The 24,711-nt window shown below is 67.1% G+C and carries 20 protein-coding genes; 9 read left to right on the top strand and 11 right to left on the bottom strand.

What is annotated here, in order from left to right:
• Nucleotides 1-201: 201 nt before the first annotated feature.
• From CBW50_RS18610 to CBW50_RS18585, 6 genes are all read left to right on the top strand, one after another.
• Entirely contained in the window at nucleotides 202-1,476 is a 1,275-nt protein-coding gene (locus CBW50_RS18610) for an amidohydrolase family protein (protein WP_086146932.1), read from the top strand.
• A 36-nt stretch (nucleotides 1,477-1,512) separates the two neighbouring features.
• Nucleotides 1,513-2,031 carry a GNAT family N-acetyltransferase gene (locus tag CBW50_RS18605; RefSeq protein WP_086146931.1) on the top strand — a complete coding sequence of 173 codons (519 nt, stop codon included), beginning with the start codon at nucleotides 1,513-1,515 and terminating at the stop codon, nucleotides 2,029-2,031.
• A gap of 8 nt (nucleotides 2,032-2,039) precedes the next feature.
• Nucleotides 2,040-2,585 carry a GNAT family N-acetyltransferase gene (locus tag CBW50_RS18600; RefSeq protein WP_226935392.1) on the top strand — a complete coding sequence of 182 codons (546 nt, stop codon included), beginning with the start codon at nucleotides 2,040-2,042 and terminating at the stop codon, nucleotides 2,583-2,585.
• Nucleotides 2,586-2,715: 130 nt separating this feature from the next.
• Entirely contained in the window at nucleotides 2,716-4,191 is a 1,476-nt protein-coding gene (gene xylB / locus CBW50_RS18595; RefSeq protein ID WP_086146929.1) for a xylulokinase, read from the top strand.
• 220 nt (nucleotides 4,192-4,411) lie between these two features.
• Nucleotides 4,412-6,040 (top strand): methyl-accepting chemotaxis protein, encoded by a 1,629-nt coding sequence (locus CBW50_RS18590; RefSeq protein WP_086146928.1) that lies wholly within the window; start codon nucleotides 4,412-4,414, stop codon nucleotides 6,038-6,040.
• A gap of 168 nt (nucleotides 6,041-6,208) precedes the next feature.
• Entirely contained in the window at nucleotides 6,209-8,017 is a 1,809-nt protein-coding gene (locus CBW50_RS18585) for an EAL domain-containing protein (RefSeq protein WP_086146927.1), read from the top strand.
• Between the two features lies 1 nt (nucleotide 8,018).
• On the opposite strand, the gene CBW50_RS18580 is transcribed toward CBW50_RS18585, so the two are convergent.
• The 8 genes from CBW50_RS18580 to CBW50_RS18545 all read right to left on the bottom strand — a co-directional run bounded on the left by CBW50_RS18580 (nucleotide 8,019) and on the right by CBW50_RS18545 (nucleotide 18,063).
• On the bottom strand, nucleotides 8,019-8,384 hold the full coding sequence (locus CBW50_RS18580; RefSeq protein WP_086146926.1) for a DUF3325 domain-containing protein: 366 nt from the start codon (nucleotides 8,382-8,384) through the stop codon (nucleotides 8,019-8,021).
• Nucleotides 8,384-10,003 (bottom strand): PepSY domain-containing protein, encoded by a 1,620-nt coding sequence (locus CBW50_RS18575; protein ID WP_086146925.1) that lies wholly within the window; start codon nucleotides 10,001-10,003, stop codon nucleotides 8,384-8,386. The genes CBW50_RS18580 and CBW50_RS18575 overlap by 1 nt, the downstream gene beginning before the upstream one ends.
• Complete coding sequence (locus CBW50_RS18570) at nucleotides 10,000-10,338, bottom strand: DUF3649 domain-containing protein (RefSeq protein WP_086146924.1); 339 nt, start codon at nucleotides 10,336-10,338, stop codon at nucleotides 10,000-10,002. Before CBW50_RS18570 ends, CBW50_RS18575 begins: the two co-directional genes overlap by 4 nt.
• Nucleotides 10,339-10,340: 2 nt before the next feature.
• Nucleotides 10,341-11,087 (bottom strand): DUF4198 domain-containing protein, encoded by a 747-nt coding sequence (locus CBW50_RS18565; protein WP_086146923.1) that lies wholly within the window; start codon nucleotides 11,085-11,087, stop codon nucleotides 10,341-10,343.
• A 372-nt stretch (nucleotides 11,088-11,459) separates the two neighbouring features.
• The gene (locus tag CBW50_RS18560; RefSeq protein ID WP_086146922.1) at nucleotides 11,460-13,850 is read right to left on the bottom strand and encodes a TonB-dependent receptor; all 2,391 of its coding nucleotides are present in this window, start codon (nucleotides 13,848-13,850) and stop codon (nucleotides 11,460-11,462) included.
• Nucleotides 13,851-13,901: 51 nt separating this feature from the next.
• Nucleotides 13,902-16,325 carry a TonB-dependent receptor gene (locus tag CBW50_RS18555; protein WP_086146921.1) on the bottom strand — a complete coding sequence of 808 codons (2,424 nt, stop codon included), beginning with the start codon at nucleotides 16,323-16,325 and terminating at the stop codon, nucleotides 13,902-13,904.
• 56 nt (nucleotides 16,326-16,381) lie between these two features.
• On the bottom strand, nucleotides 16,382-17,512 hold the full coding sequence (locus CBW50_RS18550) for a FecR domain-containing protein (protein ID WP_216356373.1): 1,131 nt from the start codon (nucleotides 17,510-17,512) through the stop codon (nucleotides 16,382-16,384).
• 8 nt (nucleotides 17,513-17,520) lie between these two features.
• Nucleotides 17,521-18,063: a sigma-70 family RNA polymerase sigma factor gene (locus CBW50_RS18545; RefSeq protein WP_086146919.1), complete on the bottom strand. Its 543-nt coding sequence runs from the start codon at nucleotides 18,061-18,063 to the stop codon at nucleotides 17,521-17,523.
• A gap of 129 nt (nucleotides 18,064-18,192) precedes the next feature.
• On the opposite strand from CBW50_RS18545, the gene CBW50_RS18540 reads away from it, so the two are divergent.
• Nucleotides 18,193-19,824 (top strand): alpha-D-glucose phosphate-specific phosphoglucomutase, encoded by a 1,632-nt coding sequence (locus CBW50_RS18540; RefSeq protein ID WP_086146918.1) that lies wholly within the window; start codon nucleotides 18,193-18,195, stop codon nucleotides 19,822-19,824.
• Between the two features lie 53 nt (nucleotides 19,825-19,877).
• On the opposite strand, the gene CBW50_RS18535 is transcribed toward CBW50_RS18540, so the two are convergent.
• Nucleotides 19,878-21,416, bottom strand: coding sequence for an oligopeptide:H+ symporter (locus CBW50_RS18535; RefSeq protein ID WP_172404807.1), 1,539 nt, complete (start codon nucleotides 21,414-21,416; stop codon nucleotides 19,878-19,880).
• A gap of 118 nt (nucleotides 21,417-21,534) precedes the next feature.
• On the bottom strand, nucleotides 21,535-22,092 hold the full coding sequence (locus CBW50_RS18530; RefSeq protein ID WP_086146916.1) for a GNAT family N-acetyltransferase: 558 nt from the start codon (nucleotides 22,090-22,092) through the stop codon (nucleotides 21,535-21,537).
• Nucleotides 22,093-22,191: 99 nt separating this feature from the next.
• Here CBW50_RS18530 and CBW50_RS18525 point away from each other — a divergent pair, with 99 nt between their 5' ends.
• Complete coding sequence (locus CBW50_RS18525; protein ID WP_226935390.1) at nucleotides 22,192-22,755, top strand: PadR family transcriptional regulator; 564 nt, start codon at nucleotides 22,192-22,194, stop codon at nucleotides 22,753-22,755.
• 44 nt (nucleotides 22,756-22,799) lie between these two features.
• Nucleotides 22,800-23,990, top strand: coding sequence for an MFS transporter (locus tag CBW50_RS18520; RefSeq protein WP_226935486.1), 1,191 nt, complete (start codon nucleotides 22,800-22,802; stop codon nucleotides 23,988-23,990).
• A 4-nt stretch (nucleotides 23,991-23,994) separates the two neighbouring features.
• Here CBW50_RS18520 and CBW50_RS18515 read toward each other — a convergent pair whose 3' ends face one another.
• On the bottom strand, nucleotides 23,995-24,507 hold the full coding sequence (locus CBW50_RS18515; protein WP_226935388.1) for a hypothetical protein: 513 nt from the start codon (nucleotides 24,505-24,507) through the stop codon (nucleotides 23,995-23,997).
• Between the last annotated feature and the right edge of the window lie 204 nt (nucleotides 24,508-24,711).

Genomic DNA, 24,711 nt, shown 5'->3' with positions numbered 1-24,711 from the left:
TCGCGTGGCATGTGCTTGCGCTATTCATGCGCCTGGCAGCATTTGCGGGAAGTTTGCGCGCGCGCAAAGCGTTGCCAAGGAATCTATGGCTATGCTTTTGCGAGTGGCTGAGTTCGTGCACTGCAGCATCCCCGAAAAAATGTATAAAATGGCAATCAACTTGAAGCGCCAGGCACCGTAGTCAACTGAAGGAGTGTCCGCATGGACCTTGTCATCCGCAACGCCAGCCTGCCCGACGGGCGCCGCGCCACCGATATCGCCATCGAGGATGGCCGCATCGCCGCCGTCGGCCCCGCCCTGCCGGTACAGGGCGCGCAGGAGATCGACGCGCAGGGCGACCTGGTCACGCCGCCCTTCGTCGACGCCCACTTCCACATGGACGCCACGCTCAGTTACGGCTTGCCGCGCGTCAACGCTTCCGGCACCTTGCTCGAAGGTATCGCCCTGTGGGGCGAGCTGAAGCCGCAGCTGACGCAGGACGCGCTGGTGGAACGCGCCCTGCAATATTGCGACTGGGCCGTGGCGCGCGGCTTGCTGGCCATCCGCTCGCACGTGGATATCTGCGATCCGCGCCTGCTGGCCGTCGAAGCGCTGCTCGACGTGAAACGCCAGGTGGCGCCGTATCTCGATTTGCAGCTGGTGGCCTTTCCGCAGGACGGCATCCTGCGCAGTCCCGGCGCCTTTGATAATTTAAAGCGGGCGATCGCCATGGGCGTCGACGTGGTAGGCGGCATTCCCCATTTCGAGCGCACGATGGCCGACGGCGCCGAATCCGTGCGCCTGCTGTGCGAATTTGCCTGCGAGCGTGGCCTGATGGTCGACATGCATTGCGACGAGTCGGACGACCCGCTGTCGCGCCATATCGAAACCCTGGCCTTCCATAGCCAGCGTCTTGGCATGCAGGGCAGGGTGACGGGCTCGCACCTGACCTCCATGCACTCGATGGACAATTATTATGTGAGCAAACTGCTGCCCCTGATCCGCGAGGCAGGCGTGGCGGCCATCGCCAACCCCCTCATCAACATCACCCTGCAGGCGCGCCACGACACGTATCCGAAGCGCCGCGGCATGACGCGCGTGCCCGAAATGCTGGCCGCCGGCATTCCCGTCGCCTTCGGCCACGACTGCGTGATGGACCCGTGGTACAGCCTGGGGTCGGGCGACATGCTGGAAGTGGCGCACATGGGACTGCACGTGGCGCAGATGACGGGCCAGCAGGCCATGCACGACTGCTTCCTGGCGGTGACAGAGACGCCGGCGACCATCCTGGGACTGGACGGCTACGGCATCGCGCCCGGCTGCCACGCCGACTTGCTGATTCTCGATTGCGGCAGTACCGTGGAAGCGCTGCGCCTGCGCGCGGCGCGGCGCCTGGTGCTGCGGCGCGGGAAAGTCGTCAGCGAGGCGCCGCGCGCGCAATCGCGCCTGCACCTGCCGGGGCGGCCCGGGAGTGTGAACTTCCGCCTGGGGCGCTGATACAATTGGCCATCACTTGTTATCGGGAGCACCGCCTTGAAAGAAATTGATATCCGCCCGGCCAACGAAGCCGATTTTGACGCTATGTGGCCGATTTTCCAGACCCTGGTGGCCGGCGGCGACACCTACACCTTCCCCGCCGATACCACGCGCGAAGCGTGCCACGCCTACTGGTTCGGCCCCGGCGTGCAAAGCTTTGTCGCCGTGATGGGCAGCGAGCGCCTGCTGGGCATGTACAAGCTGGTGGCGAACCAGCCTGGCCATGGATCGCATGTGGCCAATGCCTCGTTCATGGTCGATCCGGCCGCGCAGGGCGTGGGCGTGGGCCGCCTGATGGGCGTGCACTGCATGGAAGAGGCGCGCCGCGCGGGCTATCTGGCGATGCAGTTCAACTTCGTCGTCAGCACCAACCTGGCCGCCGTCACCCTGTGGAAAAAGCTGGGCTTCACTGTGGTCGCTACCCTGCCGCTGGCCTACCGCCACGCGCAGCTGGGCTATGTCGACGCCTACGTGATGTACCAGCTGCTCACCGATCCGATGCAGTGGCCGGCATGAGCGGCGCCATGACCGGACTGACAATCGAGCCGATCACCGTCATCGATACGCCGCGCCTGCGCCTGCGCACCGTCACGCCCGACGATGCGGCGTTCTATCTGGCGCTGGTCAACGAACCGTCATGGATCGCGCATATCGGCCAGCGCAACCTGCACACTGTGGAGGCGGCCCGCGCGGCGCTGGAGTCGGGAGCGATGGCGCAGTTTCGCCAGCATGGCTATGCCTTCTGCATCGTCGAACGGCGCAGCGACGGCGTCGCCATGGGCATCTGCGGCCTGATACTGCGCGCCAGCCTGCCCGGTCCCGACATCGGCTACGCGTTGCTGCCCGCGTATTGGGGCCAGGGCTATGCCTGGGAGGCGGCCGCTGCCGTCATGCGCCATGCGCAGCACGTGTTGCGCCTGCCCACCGTGTACGGCATCACTTCGCAGCAGAACCAGGCGTCGATCAATCTGCTCAACAAGCTGGGCTTGCGCTTCGAGCGTTTTGCGCGGCTGCCGCCGGATGGCAAGGACACGAATGTCTACCGCCGCGACTTCCGCCAGCATGGCTAGCTTGGCCGGCGCGTACCGGCAAAGCGGGGAAAAGTATGCGGAAAAGCCCGCTGCCGGCGGCGCCGGGCCATTACCATAGCGTGACATCGCCGCCGCACGCGGCGGCCCATACACTTTTCATGGAACCATCGTGAGCTATCTCGGCATCGATATCGGCACTTCCGAAGTCAAGGCCATCCTTACCGATGACGCGCAAACCATCCTCGCCAGCAGCGGCGTGGCCCTGCCCGTATCGACTCCCCATCCCGGCTGGTCGGAACAGCATCCCGAGCACTGGTGGCAGGCCACGCTGGACGTGATCGCCGCCATCCGCAGCGCCCAGCCGCTGGCGTTTTCCGGCTTGCGCGGCATCGCCCTGTCGGGGCAGATGCATGGCGCCACCCTGCTCGACGAGCGGCAGCGCGTGCTGCGCCCGGCGATGCTGTGGAACGACACGCGCGCCTTTGCCGAATGCGCGGAACTCGAGGCACTGGTGCCCGAGTCGCGCGCCATCACGGGCAACCAGGCCATGCCGGGCTTCACGGCGCCCAAGCTGCTGTGGCTGCAAAAGCACGAACCGGCGCTGTTCCGCGCCATCAGTAAAGTCCTGCTGCCCAAGGATTACGTGGCCCTGCGCCTGTCGGGGGAAGATGTCTCCGACATGTCCGACGCTTCCGGCACCCTGTGGCTGGACGTGGCCAGGCGCGACTGGTCCGAGCGCATGCTGGCCGCGACCGGTTTGTCGCGCGAGCACATGCCGCGCCTGGTCGAGGGCAGCGCCGTCGCCGCGCAGGTGCGCCCGGCCCTGTGCCGGGAGTGGGGCATCGCGCATGCGGTGCTGCTGGCCGGCGGCGCGGGCGACAACGCGGCCGCCGCCGTGGGCCTGGGCGTGGTCGAAGCGGGCGCGGGCCTGCTGTCACTGGGGACGTCCGGCGTGCTGTTTGCCGGCAGCGACGGCTTCGCGCCGAATCCGGGCCAGGGCGTGCACGCGTTCTGCCATTGCCTTCCCGGACGCTGGCACCAGATGAGCGTGATCCTCAGCGCCGCGTCCAGCCTCGCCTGGGTGGCGCGGCTGACGCAGTCGAACGACATCGGAGAATTGGTGACACTGGCGGAAAGCGTCGAGGCGCGCAAGGCGCCCATCTTCCTGCCGTATTTGAGCGGCGAGCGCACGCCGCACAACGATGCGGCAGCGCGCGGCGTGTTTTTCGGCCTGTCGACGGAACACGGGCGCGCGGAGCTGGCCTACAGCGTGATGGAAGGCGTGGCCTTTGCCATGGCCGACGGCAATGCGGCCCTGCGCAGCGCCGGCACGCGGTTGACGGAGGCCTCGTTCGTGGGCGGCGGCTCGCGCAGCCGCTTCTGGGCGCAGCTGTGCGCGAACGCCTCGGGCTTGCAGGTGCTGCGCCACGACCACGGCGTGGCCGGCGGCACCCTGGGCGCGGCGCGCCTGGCGCAGATGGCGGTGACGGGCTTGTCGCCCGCCCAGGTGTGCGCGCGCCCGCCCGTGCAGGCAACGGTCGCGCCGCAGCCGTCCGGCGCGCTGGACGAGCGCCTGGCCCGCTACCGGCGTTTATACCCGCTGCTGCGCGAGGAATTCGCGGGAGCGGCCGCGACGGCGCGCTGACGGCAAGATTGCCGGCCCGACCATGCTGCGAGGGCGCCAATATGGCCAGACAGTCAACCTTCCCGTGTAATTTGTTGTTTCTATGCTGAAAGTGTTTCTCTAACGAAAGCGCCGCTTGGTTTTTCATGGGGCGCGCTGCATGATTTCTTCATTTGGTGAGAATTGGATAGATTCGGCGGCGCCTTTGTTGCCATCCTGTTCTTGCCGCCGGGAGAAACATATGCAACTCGCGAATCTGAAAATCTCCGTCCGCCTGGGTCTGTTGGGCGCCTTCTTCTTTCTTGCGCTGGTGTTCGTCGGCGCGCGCGGCTGGAGCGCGCTCGACGCGGCCAGCGCGCGCAGCGCCGACGCCATGCAGCGCGCCGTGGCCTTGACGGAAGCCGTCGATGCGGCGCGCAGCGCGCAGGTGGAATTCAAGATCCAGGTGCAGGAATGGAAAAACATCCTGCTGCGCGGCGGCGACGCGGCCGCCTTCCAGCGCTACCGCGAAGCGTTTGTCGCCAGCGGCGCGCAGACGCGCAAGGAATTGAAAGGCTTGCAGGCCATGATGGAAGCCTTGAAACTCGACACGGCGCCCGTCGAGCGTGCGTTGCAGGCGCACGATGCGCTTGGCGTGAGCTACCTGGCGGCGCTGCAACAGTATGACGGCGCGCGCGCCGACAGCGCCCACACGGTCGACGCGCTGGTCAAGGGCATGGACCGCGAACCGACGCGCCAGATCGACGCCATCGTCGCTGCCATCGGCAAGCAGTCGCACAGCCTGATGGCGCAGATGAAGGAGCAGGATGACGCCGCGCACCGCAGCGCCAGCATCGTCATGCTGGCCACTGTGCTGGTGACGCTCGTCGTCGGCAGCGTCACGGTCTGGTGGCTGATCCGCAGCATCACCGTGCCGCTGGGCGCGGCCGTCGGCATCGCCCAGCAGGTGGCGGCCGGCGACCTGCGCGCCGTGGTGGCCGACGGCAGCCGCGATGAAATCGGCGACCTGCTGCGGGCCCTGAAAGCGATGAGCGGCAACCTGGCGGCCATCGTGGGCCGGGTGCGCGCCGGCACGGACGCCATCGCCACGGCGTCGGGCGAGATCGCCAGCGGCAATATGGACCTGTCTTCGCGCACGGAGGAGCAGGCCAGTTCGCTGGAACAGACGGCCGCCTCGATGATCGAGCTGACGTCCACCGTGCGGCAGAACAACGACAACGCCGACCAGGCGCGCCAGCTGGCCGGCGGCGCTTCCGACGTGGCGCAGCGCGGCGGCGAGGCCGTGGCGCAGGTAGTGCAGACCATGAGCCATATCAACGCTTCGTCCAGGCGCATCGTCGACATCATCGCCGTCATCGACGGCATCGCCTTCCAGACGAATATCCTGGCCCTGAATGCGGCCGTGGAAGCGGCGCGCGCCGGCGAGCAGGGGCGCGGTTTCGCCGTCGTCGCCACCGAGGTGCGCAGCCTCGCGCACCGCTCGGCAGCAGCGGCCATGGAAATCAAGCAGCTGATCGGCGAATCCGTGCGCACGGTGGAAGAGGGCAGCGTGCTGGCCGGCCAGGCGGGGCGCACGATGGATGAGGTGGTGGGCAGCGTGCAGCGCGTGAACGCCATCATCGGCGAGATCGCCGTGGCCAGCGTGGAGCAGCGCGACGGCATTGAGCAGATCAGCATCGCCATCAGCCAGATGGATGGCGTGACGCAGCAGAACGCGGCCCTGGTGGAGCAGGCCGCCGCCGCCGCGGATGCGCTGCAGCAGCAGGCGGCCAGCCTGGCCGACGCCGTCAGCATCTTCCAGCTGCACGGGACGCCCGGCGTGGCCGCGCCGGCTGGCGCCGCGCAGGCCCGCAGGCTGTCGCTGGCCTGAGGCGGGCGTGCCCAGCGCCGCTTGATGCCAGTCAAGCGGCGCTTCATCAGGCAAAATTCTTGCCGAAATTCTTATACTATTTCCTTTCCGCATGGATCTGCGCCCGGCCGCATGGCGCGCGTTGCAAAGGAAAAGCATGTCTTCCATCTCCTGCCTGCCGGGTGACGTATGACGGCGCTGCTGCTGGCGCTGTGCCTGACCCTGGCCGTGATGCTGAGCGTGCTGCTGGCTTGCCAGTGGCAGACGGCCCGTGCATGGCGCATGCGCCATGCGGCCGGCGCGGTGCTGCAGGCGGCGCAGGCGCAGCGCATGGCCGATGCGCTGGCGCTGCTGCACGCGCTGCCGGCCGCCGTCATCGGCACCGACCAGGATGGCGTGGTGCGGTATCTGAATCCGCGCGCCGGCGTGCTGGGAGGGCTGCTGCCGGGCGACGGGCCGGGCCAGCCCGTGACCGGGCTGCTGCCCCTGTTCCACGACGGCGCGCCCGTCGACGCGGCGCGCCAGGTGCGCGACTGCGTGGCGCGCCAGGAAGTGCTGGAAGTGGCGCGCGGCGCCGTGCTGCTGCGCCCTCTCGACGGCAAGCGCATCGACGTGCAGTACAGCTGCGCGCCGCTGGCGCAGGGCGGCGCCGTCTTGCTGCTGCATGATGTGTCGGCGCGCCGGCGCGCGGAGCAGCAGCTGGAATTCATCGCCCACCACGACGGCCTGACGGGGCTGCCGAACCGCCTGCATTTTCAGATCCGCTTCGAGCATGGCATCGCGTATGCGCGCCGCCACCAGGGCTTGCTGGCCGTGCTGTTCGTCGACATCGACCGCTTCAAGTCCATCAACGACAGCCTGGGACACGACGTGGGCGACCAGGTGCTGACGGAATTCGCGCGCCGCGTGCAGCAATGCGTGCGCAAGGTCGATACGGTGGCGCGCCAGGGCGGCGATGAATTCATCATCCTGCTGACGGAGCTGCGCGTGGCGCAGGATGCCGAGCGGGTGGCCGAGAAAATCGTCTGCGCCATCGCCGCGCCCTTCGTCATCGGCGAGTACAGCCTGGCGGTGGCGGCCAGCGTGGGCGTGGCCCTGTACCCCGATGACGACGACGACGTCAATGCGCTGATCGAGAAGGCCGACCTGGCCATGTATGCGGCCAAGCGCCACGCGCCCGGCACCTGCTTGCGCTATGCCTCGCGCATGCAGGCGCAGTCGTATTCGCGCACCATCCTCGAGACGGCCCTGCGGCATGCGCTCGAACGCAACGAGTTCGTGCTGTATTACCAGCCCAGGATGGACCTGAAGACGCGCAGCATCACGGGCGTGAAGGCGCTGCTGCGCTGGAAGCATCCGGAACTGGGCCTGATGATGCCGCTCGACTTCCTGCACGTGCTGGAGGAGAGCGCCCTGATCCTGCCGGTGGGGGCGTGGGTGCTGGCCACGGCCGTCGAGCAGGCGCGCAGCTGGATTGCGCAGGGCCAGCCGCTGACGGTGTCCGTCAGCCTGTCGGCGCGCCAGTTCTACCAGCGCGACATCGCGCACAATTTTGCCGCCGCGCTGGAGGCGGCCGGGGTGCCGGGGCACTGCATCGAACTGGAAATCGCGGCGGCCATCCTGATCGACCGCAACCAGAATTGCGAGCTGATACTGCGCCAGTTCCGCCAGCTGGGCATGGCAATTGCCATCAGCGATTTCGGCACGGGCGACGCGTCGCTCAATTACCTGAAGCGCTTTCCCGCCGACGCCGTGAAGATCGAAAAATGCTTTATCGACGACCTGGGCAAGCCGGGCGGCGACAGCGCCATGGTGCGCGCCATCGTGGCCATGGCGCACACGCTGGGGCTGCGCACCATCGCCGGCGGCGTGGAAAACGGCGAGCAGCTGGAACTGCTGGCCGAGATGGGCTGCGACGAGGCGTTCGGCTACTTTCTTGGCCGCGCCATGGGACCGGAAGGCATCGAAGCGCTGCTCAGGTGCGGCGCCCCGGCCTAGTTCACAGGACGGCGAGGGCCACGGCCGCCAGCACGGCCGCCCCGCCGGCGCCGCGCGCCAGGCGCATGGCCTGGCGGGGCATATATGGCAGCAGCCAGATGAGCAGCAGGCCGCAGCCCGTCAGGCTGCCGACCCACGCCACCAGGCCGTAGCCATAGCCGGCGCTGTGCATGGCCCAGGCCAGGCCCAGGGCCAGCGCCAGCCAGCCCGTCCAGCGCAGGCGGCGGCGCAGCGGCGCGGGCGGCTCGGCGCCGCGGCCGTGCAGGTCGGCGTAGTGCCGGTCCATGGCCAGGCACAGCGAGGACAGGCCCGCATAGCACAGGGCGAAGACCAGAAAATTCGCGAGGAAGGTCGACAGCTGCTCCATCACGCGGCCTCCATGGTTGTTGCCGGCTTGACGGGGGCAGCCTTGGCCGCTTTTACGGGCAGGGGCTTGAGCTTGAACGCCGCATACGCGAGGCCCAGGCCCAGCACCAGCACCACCAGGTCGAAGGCGGCCACCGCCACGGGGCCGCGGCCCAGGAACAGGGTCGCGCCCAGGTGGGCACCGCCGGTCAAGACGTTCAGCACGGGCAGGGCGCACAGCAGGAAGGCGCCGGCGGCCAGCTGCATGCGCCACATGGCGCGCGAGGGGCGCAGCTGGGCGATGATGGCGGCCAGGGCCCAGGCGCCGAAGAAGCAGGCGATTTCCTCTTTCGGGCGTTCCTCCATCGCCACCGGCAGCAGGCGGTTGGCCCAGAAGTAGGCGCCGAAGGCGATCGGGATGCCGGCGATGGCGCCGATGTTGAGCGCTTCGACCAGGCGCAGGCCGAAGCTGGCGCGCTTGCCGGCGGCCAGCGCCTTGGCCTGCTTCTGGCGCGTCTTGACGGCCCACAGCAGGGCGCCCGTGGCGACCATGGCGCAGCCGGCCAGGCCGGACAGGAAGAACAGGGCGCGCAGCAGCGGTCCGCCGAAATGCGCGACGTGCAGTCCGACCATCACGCCCTGCGTGGCGGCGGCGCCGGGCAGCGCGTCGCCGTCGGTAGCCAGCAGCTTGCCGGACACGCCATCGAACTCCATCGATGGCTGCTTCGACGACATGTCGCGTCCGCCGGCGCGCGTCAGCGTGATGGTGGCGTTGGCGTCGCCCGGGTGATTCACGGAGATGCGTTCGACCTTGCCGCCCCATTGCTGCTCCGCCTGGCGCACCAGGGGCGCGAACGGCGTCAGCGGCGCGGCCACGCCGGCCGGCTTGCTGTCGCCCGAGCGGCCGGGAAACGCTTCGGCGAAGAAGGCATCCTGGTCGCCCTTGTAGGCGGCCGTGACGCCGGACGGCATGTACAGGAACATCAATGTGACCAGGCCCGTGTAGGTAATCATGATGTGGTAGGGCAGGGCCAGCACGGCCGTCACGTTGTGCGCGTCGAGCCACGAGCGCTGGCCCTTTTTCGGACGGAAGGTAAACAGGTCCTTGAAAATGCGCTTGTGCGTGACGATGCCGCTGATGATGGAGACGAACATGAACATGGCGCAGAAACCCACGATCCAGCGGCCCCAGATGGCCGACATGTAGTGCAGGTCGAAATGCAGGCGGTAGAGGAATTCGCCGCCGCGCGTCTCGCGCGGCTTGGACAGCACTTCGCCCGTGGCCGGGTCGGCTTTTTCGCTATGAAAATTGCCGCGCCGTCCGCGCTTCTTTTCGCCCGGTTGCGACGGCTTGCTCCAGCCCAGCTGGGTGGCGGGATTGCGCTCGCCGGGCAGGCTGATGAACCAGCGCGTGGCGCCCGTGGCGCGCTCTTGCATCGCGTGTTGCGCGACCCTGGCCGCTTCCTCGGTGCTCACCTGGCTGGCTGCGGCGCCGTGCAGTTCGGGCTGCATCCATAGCGTGATTTCATTGCGGTAGTAGCTGGCCGTGCCGGCGCAAAACACCAGCAGCAGGATCCAGCAGACGAGCAGGCCGGACCAGGTGTGCAGCCATGCCATCGACTGGCGGAAACCTTCTTTCATGCGAGACTCCAGGATAGTGCGTCCATCAATTGCAGGATGGCGGCGATGACGGCGGCGGGAATCAACAGGCCCAGCCAGGCGCGCAGGGCGCTGCGCGTGGCGAAGACCCACATCACGGCGCAGGTGTAGATGGCAAACGACAGCAGGGTGGCCGTCATGACGGCTTCGGAACGGGCCATGGGCAGGCTCACCGACAGCAGCATGGTGACCATCGCTGCCAGCACGTAGCCGCCAGCGATGGCCGCGACGCTGCGCGACGCCACGCCGAGGCGGTACACGGCCCCGGCGGAGAGTCGCAGGCGCGCGATTTTTTCAGGTAGGGCAGGCGCTTGCATGGTCAGTCGTGATCCTTGCTCGGTGGCAGGACCGGGCCGGCCGGCAGCGGCGTCACGCCTTGCGGCTGCAGCAGGCTCAGGGTGGTCACGAACATGGCCTTGTCATAGGCTTGCGTGCCGCGCTGGCCGGCCGTCCTGTCCGTATGCTGCACTTCCAGCACATAGGTGCCTTTCCACGGCAGCGCGAAGCTGACCAGGCCTTGCGCATCGCTCCACGCTTCCTTGCCCCAGCCCGATTGCACCACGGCATTGACCTTCGCTTGCGCCAGCGGCTTGCCCTGGTAGCTGACCTGGAACTGGCCGGGTTTGCCGGTCGGCACCAGGTCCAGGGTCAGCACGGGCGCTTGCGCCTTGCCGTCGGCGACCAGGCGCGCGGCGGGAATCCACACGGTGCGCGTGCTCTTGCCATCCTTTTTCTCTTCCCACGACGGGTAGTTGTCTTCCTCGACGATGATGCTTTCGCCGGCGCCCACCTTGCCGTTCAGGATGAAGGCGCCGGCCGTCTTGCTTGCCTGCAGCGGCTGCGCGCCCTTGGCCGACACCCACGTCACGTTCGTGATGCTGAACTTGTCCAGCAGGCCGGGCGACGCTTCGCGCAGGTTGTCGCCGAACTCGCCGAAGTACACGCTGGCCGCGTTGCCGTCCTGCTGCAGCCAGATCTGGTGCGCGCTGGCCGAGCCAGAAGCGAGGGCTGCGCCCAGCAGGGCGGTGGCGAGGGCGCCGGGGCGCGCGATGGAAGTGATGTGCATGGTGTATGCCTTAGTTTGTGGTGAGAACCGTGGTTGTCGCAGCGTTGCAAAGTACTGGAAAGTGGCGGCGGCAGCGCCGGCCAGCGAACGTGCTCGCGCCATGAAACGACCTTTTTTCGTTATTGATAGGGGGAGGCTTGCTTGGCGGGGATGCCTGGCTGGCGCAGCGTGTCATCCAGCTGCGCATCAGCCATGCCGTCCTGGCCGGTCGATGGCAGGCGGGACATGCGGGATGCGGACTCCGAATGGAATCCAAATGTGAATGAGAACTATTATTATTATAGTGCGGAGTTGCGAGACATGCAAGAGTGCGATGTTGTAAACGGGGACGGCCGCCCCATTGCTGGCGGCGGCCGTCCTGTTGTGCAAGCGTTACAGCTGGCCGCGCAGGGTCAGCATGGCGTTGCGTGGTTCGCCGTAGAAGTTGGAACCATAGGCGGCCCACACGCGCGTGTAGTACTTCTTGTCGAACAGGTTGTTCACCGTCAGCGACAGCTCCAGCTTGGGACTGAGGCGGTAGCCCGCCTGCAAGCCCACCGTGGTGACGGGCCCCTGCCCGAATTTCACGGGGCCGTTCAGGCGGTACATGCTGCTGACGCTGCGCAAGCCGCCGCCCACGCTGATCTTGTCGAGCGCGCCGGCCAGCCGGTAATTGGTCCACAGATTGAAGTTGTGGCGTGGCGCGATGAAGGAATACAGTTGCGCCTTCTGGTCATCGCTGCCTTCGAGGGTGCGCGTGCTGGTGTAGGAATAGCCGCTCGTGATGTTCCAGCCCGGCAGGGGGCTGCCGCTCAGTTCAGTTTCTACGCCCTGGCTGCGCATCTTGCCCGCGCCGATGGAAAACAGCGGGTTGGCTGGATCGGGCATGACGCGGTGCTCGTCTTCCATGCGGAACAGGGCCGCATGCGCGTTGACATTCTTGTCGAACAGCTCCGCCTTCAGGCCCAGCTCGAATTGCTGGCCCGTGCGCGGTTTCAGGGTCTGGCCGGCAGAGTCCGTGGTGCTCTGGGGCGAGAAGATGCGCGTGTAGCTGCCGTAGGCCGACACCTGCTTGTCGAGTTCGTAGACCAGGCCCGCATACGGCGTGAATTTCGCCTTGATGGTGTTGCTGACATCGGTGAACTGGTTGAAATAGGCGTTGCGGTTGACGGTGTGGTTGTTCCAGTGCGTCAGGCGCCCGCCCAGGTTGATGGCCAGCCGGTCCGTCGCTTGCAGGCGGGTGCGCGCGTACAGGCCGAACTGTTTGGTGCGGTTATCGTTGCCGTTGGAAAAGGTGTAGCTGGGCTGGGCGATATTGTTATCTGGATGGAAGATGTTGATCGGCGCATTGTTGCCGCCGCCATACTGGAAATTCTTGTGTACCTGGCGGTAGTCGGCGCCCACGATCAGGTCGTGGCTGCGGCCAAACGCCTGGAACGGCGTGGCCAGCCAGGCGTCGAGTCCCTGCGTCTTCCAGTGGCTGCGGTAGTTCCAGCTGATCAGGCAGCTGTCGCCCGTGACGGGATCGGCCGAGCAGTCGGACCAGCCGAAGTTGCGCGATGGCTCGTCCTGCTCGCGGTACAGGGCCGTCACCTTGACCTGGCCGCCGTTGTCCAGCTTATGCTCGAGTTCGGCAAAGTATTCCGTGACCTTTTCCGTGATGTGGTTCCAGGCGGGGTCGAGGTAGGTCGAGCGGGGCACATCGAGCAGGCGCCCGTCTTCATAGGCGGGCAGGCCAAAGGCGGGACGGCCCTTGTATTCCTGCCAGGTGACGCCACCCGTCAGCACGGTGCCCGGCGCCACGTCGACGGCAACGGTGCCATACAGCAGCGGTTTTTCCGCATACACATGGTCGACGAAGGAGCGCCGGTGTTCGTAGGCCGCCACCAGGCGGCCGCGCACCTTGCCGTCCGCGCTCAGGGGGCCGGTCACGTCCGCTTCCGCATAGTAGCGGTCCCAGGAACCTGCGCTGAGCACGCCGCTGGCGGCGAAGGTGTCGCGCGCCCGCTTGCGCACCAGGTTGATGGTGCCGCCCGGATCTCCCGCGCCCTGGAACAGGCCGGCCGGGCCGCGCAGCACTTCCACGCGGTCATAGATGGCCAGGCCGAAGCCGGCCGACAGGTCGTTGCCCGTGCTGGCGGGCGTCATCACGCCATCGACCTGCACCGCATCGAGCGCATAGCCGCGCGAGTAAAAGTTGCCGTGGTTGCCGCCCGTGCTGCTCGCTTCGACGGTGATGCCCGTCACCCCGCGCATGGCGTCTTCCAGGCTCAGCAAATTCTGATCGTTCAGTTGCTGGCGCGTCAGCACGGAGACGGACTGGGGAATCTCGCGCAGGCTTTGCCGGCCCTTGCCGATGCTCACCGCCTGCGCCGCATACGACTTCGTCAGCTCGCTGTCTGGCGTGGCCTCCTGGCGCGCGCTGACGGTGATTTCCGCCAGGGTCGCCACCTTGCCCGTGGCGGCGGGCGCCGGACGGATGATGACGCTGTTGCCGTCGATGCTGGCGGCCAGGCCGCTGCCGGCCAGCAGGCGCTCGAGGCTGTCGGCCACGCTGAGGGTGCCGCTGACGGCGGGCGCCGCCTTGCCGGCCACGAGGTCGGGTGAAAACAGCAATTGCAGATTGGCTTGCCGCGCCAGTTCATTCAGGGCTTGCCCCAGCGGCTGGGCGGCGATGGCCAGTTTGACGGTGGGCGCCGTTTGCGCCTGTGCCAGGGGGATGTTGCCCAGGGCCAGCATGGCGGCCAGGGCGAGGGGGGTAACTTGAAAACGGAAATGTTGCATCGGATATCTTTATCGAGAGTGGAAAAGTGTAGCGCCGGAAACCTGCCTGGATTACAAAGTCGGCGTATAGCGCACGGTCAGGATGAGGTTGCGCGGTTCGCCGAAGTAATTGCCGCGACGCAATTCGCCCGTGGCGGCCCAATAGGCCTTGTCCGTCACATTGGCGATGCTGAGATTGGCGCTCCAGTTGCGGTTGAACACGTACGAAGCGCGCACATCCCACACCGTGCGTCCGCCGTTGCGGAAACGCACGTCGGGGTTGTCATCGGCCCGATAGACATAGCCGCTTTGCGCCGAGACGCCGCCGCCCACCGTCCAGTGGTTCCACGCGCCGGGCAGGCGGTAGCTGGTCGACAGGCGCAGCATGTGCTTGGGCGTGACGGTGGGCGGCGTTTCGTCGCCTTCGCCGCGCGCGATGTTGTAGGTGTAGCCGGACGATAACTGCCAGCCCGGCAGCACTTCGCCGCTGGCGTCCGCGTCGATGCCCGTGCTGCGGATGGGGCGGCCATTGCGGTAGCAGCTGCCCGTCACGTCCCACTTCAGGCAATCGTCATTGCTGGCCTCGTCGTACACGGCCGTGTCGCGCTTGTTGATGCGAAAGGCGGCCAGCGCCACGTTCAGGCGGCCGTCGTACAGCTCGCCCTTCACGCCCGCTTCATAGGTGTCGCCCACGACGGGTTTCAACGGTTGTCCGCCCAGCGTGTAGTACAGGCTCTGCGGCTGGAAGATGCTGGCGTAGCTGCCGTACACGGACCATTGCTTGCCCAGGTCGTGCACCAGGCCCGCGTACGGCGTGAATTCGCGGCTTTCCTTGTAGCGGCTGACGGGATCGGTGGCCAGCTTGCCCGTGGTTTGCTTGTCGAACCAGCTCAGGCGCCCGCCCAGCAGCAGATGCAGGTCCGGGCGCAGTTCCCAGCGCGTGCTGGCGTAGGCGCCGTAATGCTGCTCGTTCAGGTGCGGCAGCGAGTCCCAGGCCGGATGCGCGGGCTGCGCGAGCAGCGTATTGTTCGGGTGGAAGACGTCGAAGGGCAGGCCCGGCGAGGTCGAGGCCGCGTGATCGTCGGTGAGGGCGCGCGAGGCATTCATGCCCAGCAACACCTCATGCCTGCCGCCCCAGGCCTGGAAGCTGCCGGCCGCGTTGGCGTCCAGGCCCGTGGTGACGATATCCTGCTTGCGGTAATTGACCGTGTACAGGCGCGCCCCCTGTTGCGTGGCGGGATTGATGCTGCCGCGCACGATGGCCGCCTGCTGGTCGAAGGCCCCATACGTGCGGTTGATGGCAAGCTTGGCCTTCCAGTCGCCGCCAAAACGGTGTTCGAGGTCGGCGAACAGTTCGCCGATGGTGGCGTCGTGGCGGTTCCAGTCCTGCGCCAGCGACGTCGAGCGGCGTACCGGCAAGGTGGCGCCGTCGCTGTAGCGGGGCAGGCCGAACAGCCAGTAGCCGTGCGTCACCGTGTGCTGGCGGCGCGCGCCGGCGCGCACGGTGGTGGCGGCGTCGAGGTCCGCCTCGACGATGCCGTAGAACAATGGCATGCGGCTGTGCGCCGCATCATAAAAGTAATCGCGGTCTTCATAGGCGACCAGCGCGCGCCCGCGCACCGTGCCGGCCCCGTTCAGCGGCGCGCCCGCGTCGAGTTCCACGCGGCGCTGCTGCCAGCTGCCCACGGTGGCCGTCGCGTCCGCATGGGCTTCGGCGCGGGGCCGCTTGCGCACCAGGTTGGCCACACCGCCCGGCGTGCCGGCGCCGACGATCAGGCCGGCCGAACCGCGCAGGATTTCCACGCGGTCATACACGGCCATGTCGGGGATCAGCCAGCCCGTGGCATTGTCGGAAATGCCGGGCATGCCGTCGATCAGGTAAGACAAGGCATTGCCGCGCGACAGGAATTCATGCGAGCCGAAGCTGCGGTTCATGCGCGTCAGGCCCGTGCTTTGTTCCAGCACCTGGTCCAAGGTGAACAGGTTCTTGTCGTCCATCTGCTGGCGCGTGACCACGGACACCGATTGCGGCGTGTCGCGCAGCGAGCGCTCCGCGCCCGCCAGGGTCACGGCGCGCGTCGTGTAGGCGCCCGTGCCTTCGCTGGCGGCCGTGCGCTCGCCATTGGCCGTCACCGTGATTTCCGACAGGGTAGCCGCTTCGCCCGTGGCCTTGGGCGCGGCCTTGATGATGACGGCATTGCCGTCCATCGATGCTTGCAGCCCGCTGCCGGCCAGCAGGCGCTCCAGGCCGTCGCGCACGCTGAGGGTGGCGCTGACGGCGGGCGCCGTCTTGCCGGCCACGAGGTCCGGTGCAAACAGCAGTTGCAGATTGGCTTGCCGCGCCAGCTCATTCAGGGCTTGCCCCAGCGGCTGGGCGGCGATGGCCAGTTTGACGGTGGGCGCCGTTTGCGCCTGCGCCAGGGGGATGCTGCCCAGGGCCAGCATGGCGGCCAGGGCGAGGGGGGCGGGTGTCAGATTGAGGCGGGGGGACCACATGTTGCATTTCTCCAGGTTAATTTGTTGTCGGTTCACCTGGTAGACGCGGCAGCGGTCTAAATCCTCACCTGCGAATAAGAATTATTTGTATTTATTTTTTTGGGCAGTTGTATTGACGGCGCCTGCTGCTGCAATTTCGGCGCCATGCGGATCTCGCTGGCGGCGCCGTCGCGGACGATTTGCACGGGCAGCAGCTGGGGCAGGGCGGCGGCGAAGCGGTCGAGCTGGGTCAGGCTGAAGCTGCCGCCGATGCGCAGCCGCGCCACGGCGGGATCGCGCACGAGCAGGCCCGTGTCGCCATAGCGCTCGAATTCGGCCAGCGCCGCGCCCAGCGGCACGTTGTCGAAAGTGATCCTGCCGTCGCGCCACGGCGCCACGCTGCCGGGGGCCAGGCTGGCGACGGCCGACAAATTCCCGGCGGCATCGGCCGTCACGCCCTGGCCGGCCGTCAGCTCGGCCTGCTCTTGCCGCGCCCCCGCCACGCGCACGTGGCCATGCTGCACGGCCACGCGCAACTGGCCGTCCTGGGCAAGGGTGTTGCGCACGGAAAACTGCGTGCCCACCACCGTCACCGTCACAGGGCCGCTGAACACGTTGAACGGCTGCCCTTGCTTTGCTTGCACCAGGAACAGCGCTTCGCCATGCGCCAGGCGCACTTCGCGGCGCTGGCGGTACAGGGTCACGTGCAGCTGCGTGGCCGTGTCCAGCTGCAGCTTGCTGCCGTCGGGCAGGGCGACGGCCAGGCGCTGGCCGCGCGCCGTGGCGTACGACTGGCTGAACACGGCTTGCTGCTGCCACCACCGGTAGCCGCCCGCGCCCACGCCGAGCAGCAGCATGGCGGCGGCCGCATACGGCAGCGCGCGCAGCCAGTGCCGGCGGGGAGCGGACACTGGCGCAGGGGCGGCCGTGGGCACCGTCCAGCGCGCGGCGACATGCGCGGGAATCCGGCGTACTGCGCGGTGGGTGCCCTGCAACTGCGCATACGCTTGCGCGTGCAGCGGGTCGGCGGCCAGCCAGGCGGCAAACCCGGCCTGGCCTTGCGCATCGAGGTCATTGCGCCGGCTGAACCAGGTGGCCGCCGCCAGTGCCAGCGGGTCTTGTGTGGCGGCAAAAGCGGCATGCCCGCGCAAGTCCGCCTCGTCCTGGGCGGAGGGGCCGAAATCATGGCGGGGCGGGAGGGCGGTCATGGGCGCCATTATGTGGCTTTGCGCAAAGAATGCAACTGCGCCTGGCAACTGAGCATGCCCCGCGCGATGTGTTTTTCCACCATGCTCACGGATATGCCCATGCGCGCGGCGATCTGCGCGTGCGGCAATTCCTCGAACACGTGCAGCACGAAGGCGTCGCGGCAGCGGGGCGGCAGGGCGTCGATGGCGGCCACGCACGCTTGCCAGTCCTGGCTGCCTTCCAGCGCCTGTTCCGGCTGCAAATGCAGGGGCGCGGCCGGATGCGCCGCTTCCGGCAGGACGTCGAGCGCGTCGTGCCGGCGCAGGGCGGCGCGGCGGTGCTGGTCGATCAGCAGATTGCGCGCCGTGCGGTACAGCAGCGCGCGCGGTTCGCGCACGGCCGGTTCACGCGCACCGTCCTGCGCGCCCAGCACGCGCACATAGCTTTCCTGCACCAGATCAAAGGCAGCCTCGCGGTTGCGCAAGCTGCGCCAGCAAAAGTTCAACAGTTCTTGGTAATAGCGTGCAACCACGGCGTCCGATGTCTGAGTCCGCAGCCAGGAATGCCGCATATGAGAATGATTCTCATTATACAGAATGCCGGGATGCTGCGCTAAGCGGCTTGCCGCACCGTGGCAGGCGTACAACGCTTTGCCTGGCGGCCCGCATGCATTAACATGGGAAGTTAACAGGGAGGCAACATGTCTATTCAAATCATCAACACGGCGCCGATTGCCGGCCAGCGGCCCGGCACCTCGGGCCTGCGCAAGAAGGTGGCGGTCTTCAGCGCCCCGCAATACCTGGAAAACTTCGTGCAGAGCGTGTTCGATAGCGTGGGCGACTGCCGCGGCCAGACCCTGGTGCTGGGCGGCGACGGGCGTTACTACAACCGCGCGGCGATCCAGACGGTGCTGCGCATGGCGGCCGCGCACGGCTACGCGCGCGTGCTGCTGGGACAGGGCGGCATCCTGTCGACGCCCGCCGTCAGCTGCGTGATCCGCAAGCATGGCGCCGGCGGCGGCATCATCCTGTCGGCCAGCCACAATCCCGGCGGGCCCGATGGCGATTTCGGCATCAAGTACAACATCGCCAATGGCGGCCCGGCGCCCGAAAAGGTCACCGAGGCCATCTACGCCCGTACGCAAGCCATCCGCGAATACCGCATCAGCGACGCTGCCGACATCGACCTCGATACCTTGGGCGCGATACGCATCGAGCAGATGACGGTCGAAGTGATCGACCCGGTTCTTGACTACGCTGAACTGATGCAGCAGCTGTTCGACTTCGACGCCATCCGCGCCCTGCTCGCGGGCGGCCTGCGCATCTGCTTTGACGGCATGCACGCCGTCTCCGGCCCGTATGCGGCGGCCATCCTGGAAGGCATGCTGGGCGCGACCAAGGGCAGCGTGATCAACGGCGTGCCCCTGGAAGACTTCGGCGGCGGCCACCCGGACCCGAATCCCGTCAACGCGCGGGAACTGATCGCCATCATGGCGGCTGATGATGCCCCCGATTTTGGCGCCGCCTCGGACGGCGACGGCGACCGCAACATGATCGTCGGCCGGCGCTTCGACGTCACGCCCTCGGACAGCCTGGCCATCCTGGCCGCCAACGCCGCCGTGGCGCCCGGCTACCGCGCCGGCCTGGCCGGCATCGCCCGCTCGATGCCGACGTCCGGGGCGGCCGACCGGGTCGCCAGCGCGCTGGGCATCCCGTGCTACGAGGCGCCGACGGGCTGGAAGTTCTTCGGCACCCTGCTCGACGCCGGCCTGGCCACCCTGTGCGGCGAAGAGAGCTACGGCACGGGCTCGAACCATGTGCGCGAAAAGGATGGCGTGTGGGCCGTCTTGTTCTGGCTCAACCTGCTGGCGGAAAAAAAGCAATCGGTGGAAGCCATCGTGCGCGCGCACTGGGCCGCCCATGGCCGCAACTACTACTCGCGCCACGATTACGAAGACATCGACAGCGCTTGCGCGGCGCAGCTGATGGACGCCGTGCGCGGCCGGCTGGCCACCCTGCCTGGCCAGGTATTCGATGGCTACACGGTGGCGCTGGCCGACGATTTCAGCTACACGGACCCCGTTGACGGCTCGGTGGCGACGCAGCAGGGCATCCGCATCATCATGACGGACGGCGCGCGCATCGTGCTGCGCCTGTCGGGCACGGGCACCGAGGGCGCCACCCTGCGCCTGTACCTGGAGCGCTATGAAGCCGATCCCGCGCAGCACGCCATCCCGACCCGGCAAGCGCTGGCGGGATTGACAGGCGTGGCGGAGCAGGTGGCGCAGATCCGCGCGCGCACGGGGCGCGACGCGCCGACGGTGACGACATAACGAAAAAGGGCGCCCGAGGGCGCCCTTCTGCATTGCGTTACATCAAACCGTCATCATGCTTTTGCCGGGACGGCCACCTGGCGGTAGTTGTCGACCATCTTGTAGCGCTTCGCATACAGGCCGAAGGCCAGCATGGCGACGGCGGCAAAGGCGGCGAAGAAGAACATCTGGAAAGCCGTCACGCTGATGCCGCTTTCGGCGATCTTGCCGATTACGCCTTCGTTCATGACGCTGCGGTTGACGATCAGCACCCACAGGTTGCCCACCGTGGTCGACAGATTCCAGAAGCTCATGATGGCGCCCTTCATCGACACGGGCGCCTGGCTGTACGCAAACTCCAGGCCAGTGGCCGAGACCAGCACTTCGCCGAACGTCAGCAGGGCGTAGGGCAGGATCTGCCACATGATGGAGACGGCGTTGCCGCTGTCGAGGGCCAGCTGCAGCAAGCCGATGACGATCCACGCCAGCGAGGAAAAGCCGATGCCGGCCGTCATGCGGCGCAGTGCCGTCGCTTCCAGGCCGAAGCGGTTGAGCATCGGGTACAGCACCAGGTTGTTGAACGGGATCAGGAGCATCACCAGCATCGGGTTCAGCGCCTGCATCTGCGCTGGCAGGAACCAGCTCGGTTTTTCCATGGTGTTCGCCTGCACGATCCACGTCGAAGCCTTCTGGTCGAACAGCGAGAAGAACGGCGTGACGAGGGCGAAGATGACGAGGATGCGCAGCACGGCGCGCACGCCTTCGACAGCTTCGTCCGGGTGGATGCCGCGCGCGCGCTCGAGCTGCATGGCCGTGCCGATGCTGCCGAAGGCCAGCAGCAGGACCAGCGCCGTACACGCGGAAATCACGAAGCCCCACTCGGGAATGCTGTAGAACGCATACAGGGCGCCGATCACGCCGACGTAGGCCACGTACAGGCCCGGGCGCGAACCGCCGTCGACGCGGGCCAGCAGGGCCGTGCGGGCGACGCGGGTGAAGGAATCGGGATTCGGCGGCGCCGGCGGCACGTGCACGTACTTCTTGGCGCCCATCCAGAAGACGATGGTGGCGGCCAGCATCATCAGGCCGGGAATGCCGAAGGCGATCGACGGACCGAAGTCGCGCAGGAACATCGGCATCAGCAGCGAAGCGAAGAAGGAGCCGAAGTTGATGATCCAGTAGAACAGGTCGAACACCAGCTTGGCCTTGTGCTTGTTGGTCTGGTCGAACTGGTCGCCGACAAACGAGGCGACGAGCGGCTTGATGCCGCCGGAACCGAAGGCGATCAGGAACAGGCCGAAATAGAAGCCGTTGACGCTGTTTTCAAACAGGGCCAGGCAGGCATGGCCGGCGCAATACACGAGGCTGAGCCAGAAGATGGTGTTGTACTTGCCGAAGAAGCGGTCGGCCAGCCAGCCGCCCAGCAGCGGGAAGAAATACACGCCGATGACGAAGGTGTGGAACACGTGCTTGGCTTCGCCCGTGCGCTGGTCGATCGGGATCATCAGCAGCAGGGTGCTGATGAGGAATGGCGTCAGGATATTGCGCATGCCATAAAAGCTGAAGCGTTCGCAGCCTTCGTTGGCAATGATGTACGGTATTTGCCGCGGCATTTTGCCGTTGGCGGTTTGTGTCTCGGCCGATGACATTGGCTCTCCCCCAAGTTTTTTTTGTAAGCCGCGATGCTAAGGCCTGCCGCGTTTGCTTGCAACAGAAAAAACGGCCTGTCCGCTATTTCGCAGGGATTTGTAAGGTATTGATTTTCATAAAGACATCATTTTTCGTCGTTGCGATGGCGGGCCGCGGCAGCATGCATTGCATTTGCAGCATGTCGCCCGATGCCGTCTCGTCGGCCAGGGCAAAACCGCAGCCCAGGTAGAGGCTCAAGGCCGCATGGTTGTCCAGCGCCACGGCCAGGCGCACGCGCGCCAGCTCGGGCACGCCGCAGGCATGGGCGATGGCCGCTTGCACGAGTTGCCGCGCCACGCCCCGGCCGCGCGCCGGCGGCGCCACGTAGACGCCCCACAGGCTGGCCTTGTCCTGCACGACGGCAATCGGTTCGCGGCGCAGGCCGGCAATGGCGATCAATTGTCCATCTTCGAAAGTGCCAAACATTATTTGGTGCGGCGTGGCGCGCAGGCGCGCGGCCATCTGCGCCAGCGGCACGGCGCTTTCCGCCGCCTGCGTGGTGCAGAAGGCGCCCGGCAGTTCGGCGATGCCGGCCAGGCGCAGCGCGCGGTAGGCGGGCGCGTCGTCGGGCGTGAGCGGGCGGACGGTCGGGGCGGGCATGTGGCCGAGTATCGGGCTTTGATGCCGGAAAGTAAACCTTGCGCCGCAGCGGTGTGAAACATAAGATATATCTCGCTGCGATATATCTTAAGGAGTGCCATGTCCCTTGTTCTTTACGGCGCGCATCCGCTGCGCGCGGCAATCCGCGGCCATGGCGATGCGCCCGGCGCCGCTGCCGGCGCTGCCGGCGCTGCCCATCCTGTTTCCGCCGCGCGCGGGCCGAAAATGTTTGACGCGGGCACCTTGCGCTACCTGGTGCTGCAATTGATCGCCGACAAGCCGCGCCACGGCTACGACATCATCAAGGCCATCGCCCGGCGCGCCGGGGGCGCCTATGCGCCCAGCCCCGGCGCCATCTATCCGCTCATGCACGGCCTCGTGGGCCACGGTTACGTGGCCGTCTGCCTCGACGGCAACAAGAAGCTGCACAGCATCACGCCCGAAGGACAGGCTTTCCTGGCGGCGAACCGCGCCTATGTCGACGCCGTTGCCGCCAGGATCGACGCCCCGGCCGGCGCGGAAGACGATTTGCGCCAGCTGATGCACGAACTGAAGGCGGCCGTGCTGGCGCGCGGACGCGCGGGCGAGCCGGACGCTGGCCGCCTCGATGCCATCCGCGCCATCCTGCGCCAGGCCCGCAGCGCTGTCGAGGCGTTGGCGTGAAGGCCGCGCCCGCGCCCCTGCTGACGCCGGCGCGCGAGCGCGCGATGCTGTGGCTGCTTGCGTTGACGCAATTTACCGTCATCATGGATTTCATGGTGATGATGCCGCTGGCGCCGCAGCTGATGCAGGCCTTCCATATCGGCCCGGCCGCCGTTTCGGGCGCCGTCTCGGCCTATGCCTGGTGCGCGGGCCTGTCCGGCCTGCTGGCGGCCACGTATATCGACCGCTTCGACCGCAAGACGCTGCTGTTGACGATGTTTTGCCTGTTCACCGTGTCGAACCTCGCTTGCGCGCTGGCGCCGAACTTCCAGGTGCTGCTGTGGTCGCGCGCGTTTGCGGGGCTGACGGGCGGCGTGCTGGGCGCCATCGTCATGGCCATCGTCGGCGACGTGATTCCCGCCGAGCGGCGCGGCGCGGCCACGGGCGTCGTCATGACCTCGTTTGCCATGGCAGCCGTGGGCGGCGTGCCCATCGGCGTGGTGCTGGCCGCGCACTTTGGCTGGGCTTCGCCGTTTTTCCTGCTGGTCGCGCTGTCGCTGCTGGTCTGGCTCGGCGCGGCGCGCGTGCTGCCGTCGCTGACGGCGCACATGGGCGCCGCCCCCACGCCGCTGCGCCAGGTGCTGCCGAACCTGCTGGCGCTGTTCCGCGAGCGGCGCCACCTGCAAGCGTTTTCCTTGTCCATTGTCAACATGACGGCGGGCATGCTGGTCATTCCCTTCATTTCGCCCGTGCTGGTGGGCAATATGGGGCTGGCGCCGGCCGACGTCACCTGGGTCTATCTGGCGGGCGGCTGCGCCACGATCTTCACGGCGCGCCTGATCGGGCGCTGGGCGGACCGGGCCGGCAAGCAGCAGGTGTACCGCTGGGTGTCCTTGCTGTCGATCGCGCCGCTGCTGTTCATGACGCACTTGCCCCAGCTGCCGCTGCTGGCGCTGATGCTGGCGTTTCCCTTCTTCATGGCCCTCGTCTCTGGCCGCATGGTGCCACTGCAGGCGCTGCTGACGACCATTCCCGAGCCGCACAAGCGGGGCGCGTTTCTCAGCGCCAATTCGGCCCTGCAAAGCCTGGGCAGCGGCCTGGGCGCCTGGCTGGGCGGCCTGACCCTGCAGACGGACGCGGCCGGCCACATCAGCGGCTATGGCATCAATGGCTGGCTGGCGGCGGGCTTGTCGCTGTGGACGGTATGGTGGGTGGCGCGCGTGCGCGGCGCGGCGCCGCAGGGGGCGCCGGCGTAGGGAGTTACTGGGTGGCGATGCGCTGCATGGGCGCATTGTCCTTGCGCCATTGTTCCAGGCTGATCAGCTCACCGCTGACGACGTCGTCGACGAGGATGCGCTTGCCATCCTGGGATACGACGAAACTCTCCCAGCGGTGCGCCGCATCCGGCGTGTTTTCCACAAAGCTCAGGTCATGGTAGGGCTTGCCATCGATGAGACGCACATCGGGCGACGTTTCCATCACGGCGCCGTGGGCGCGGCCGCCGGAAGCCTTTTCGATATGCGCCGACCATGCCTTGATTTCCGGCAATGCCATCAGCGCATCGACGGCGCGCGCGCTCTGCTCTTCGGCGACCGTCCGGCTGCTCGAGGCCGTAGCGTTGCTGCCTTGCTGTGCGGGCGGCTGCAGCAGGTAAAAAGCGGCCAGGGCGGCGGCCAGCAAGCCGGCCAGGGTGCCGGCGATGACGGCGGTTTTGGAGGAAGAGGCGCGTGGCGGCATGGTGGTGGCGTAAGAAAGAAGGACGATGGCGGCCATGCTAAAGCAAAACGCGCGGGCGGGCAATCGCCGGGCTTGCCAACGGCTTTGCCAAACGGGGTTGTCAAGCGGGATTGTCAAATCAATAGGCGAAAAAAAGCCACCTTCCGTAGAAGATGGCTCTCGGGGCTGCCGGGCAGGCGCTGGCAGCTTTTGGTCTGCCTGTCCTGTCCCGGCTGTGCGGCCGCGCGCGCCGTTGCCTGC

Origin of the sequence: Janthinobacterium sp. GW458P (assembly GCF_002127585.1) — a bacterium.
In the GTDB taxonomy this organism is placed as follows: Bacteria; Pseudomonadota; Gammaproteobacteria; order Burkholderiales; family Burkholderiaceae_D; genus Janthinobacterium.
Note: the sequence above shows the minus strand (reverse complement) of the source record. Positions and strands in the feature narration are given on the sequence as shown.

What these genes read in the sequence shown, in the direction of transcription:
- CBW50_RS18610 (WP_086146932.1), top strand. Translation starts at nt 202, where the DNA reads ATGGACCTTGTCATCCGCAACGCCAGCCTGCCCGACGGGCGCCGCGCC.
- CBW50_RS18600 (WP_226935392.1), top strand. Translation starts at nt 2,040, where the DNA reads ATGACCGGACTGACAATCGAGCCGATCACCGTCATCGATACGCCGCGC.
- CBW50_RS18590 (WP_086146928.1), top strand. Translation starts at nt 4,412, where the DNA reads ATGCAACTCGCGAATCTGAAAATCTCCGTCCGCCTGGGTCTGTTGGGC.
- CBW50_RS18585 (WP_086146927.1), top strand. Translation starts at nt 6,209, where the DNA reads ATGACGGCGCTGCTGCTGGCGCTGTGCCTGACCCTGGCCGTGATGCTG.
- CBW50_RS18580 (WP_086146926.1), bottom strand. Translation starts at nt 8,384, where the DNA reads ATGGAGCAGCTGTCGACCTTCCTCGCGAATTTTCTGGTCTTCGCCCTG.
- CBW50_RS18575 (WP_086146925.1), bottom strand. Translation starts at nt 10,003, where the DNA reads ATGAAAGAAGGTTTCCGCCAGTCGATGGCATGGCTGCACACCTGGTCC.
- CBW50_RS18570 (WP_086146924.1), bottom strand. Translation starts at nt 10,338, where the DNA reads ATGCAAGCGCCTGCCCTACCTGAAAAAATCGCGCGCCTGCGACTCTCC.
- CBW50_RS18565 (WP_086146923.1), bottom strand. Translation starts at nt 11,087, where the DNA reads ATGCACATCACTTCCATCGCGCGCCCCGGCGCCCTCGCCACCGCCCTG.
- CBW50_RS18560 (WP_086146922.1), bottom strand. Translation starts at nt 13,850, where the DNA reads ATGCAACATTTCCGTTTTCAAGTTACCCCCCTCGCCCTGGCCGCCATG.
- CBW50_RS18555 (WP_086146921.1), bottom strand. Translation starts at nt 16,325, where the DNA reads ATGTGGTCCCCCCGCCTCAATCTGACACCCGCCCCCCTCGCCCTGGCC.
- CBW50_RS18550 (WP_216356373.1), bottom strand. Translation starts at nt 17,512, where the DNA reads ATGACCGCCCTCCCGCCCCGCCATGATTTCGGCCCCTCCGCCCAGGAC.
- CBW50_RS18545 (WP_086146919.1), bottom strand. Translation starts at nt 18,063, where the DNA reads ATGCGGCATTCCTGGCTGCGGACTCAGACATCGGACGCCGTGGTTGCA.
- CBW50_RS18540 (WP_086146918.1), top strand. Translation starts at nt 18,193, where the DNA reads ATGTCTATTCAAATCATCAACACGGCGCCGATTGCCGGCCAGCGGCCC.
- CBW50_RS18535 (WP_172404807.1), bottom strand. Translation starts at nt 21,416, where the DNA reads ATGCCGCGGCAAATACCGTACATCATTGCCAACGAAGGCTGCGAACGC.
- CBW50_RS18530 (WP_086146916.1), bottom strand. Translation starts at nt 22,092, where the DNA reads ATGCCCGCCCCGACCGTCCGCCCGCTCACGCCCGACGACGCGCCCGCC.
- CBW50_RS18525 (WP_226935390.1), top strand. Translation starts at nt 22,192, where the DNA reads ATGTCCCTTGTTCTTTACGGCGCGCATCCGCTGCGCGCGGCAATCCGC.
- CBW50_RS18520 (WP_226935486.1), top strand. Translation starts at nt 22,800, where the DNA reads ATGCTGTGGCTGCTTGCGTTGACGCAATTTACCGTCATCATGGATTTC.
- CBW50_RS18515 (WP_226935388.1), bottom strand. Translation starts at nt 24,507, where the DNA reads ATGGCCGCCATCGTCCTTCTTTCTTACGCCACCACCATGCCGCCACGC.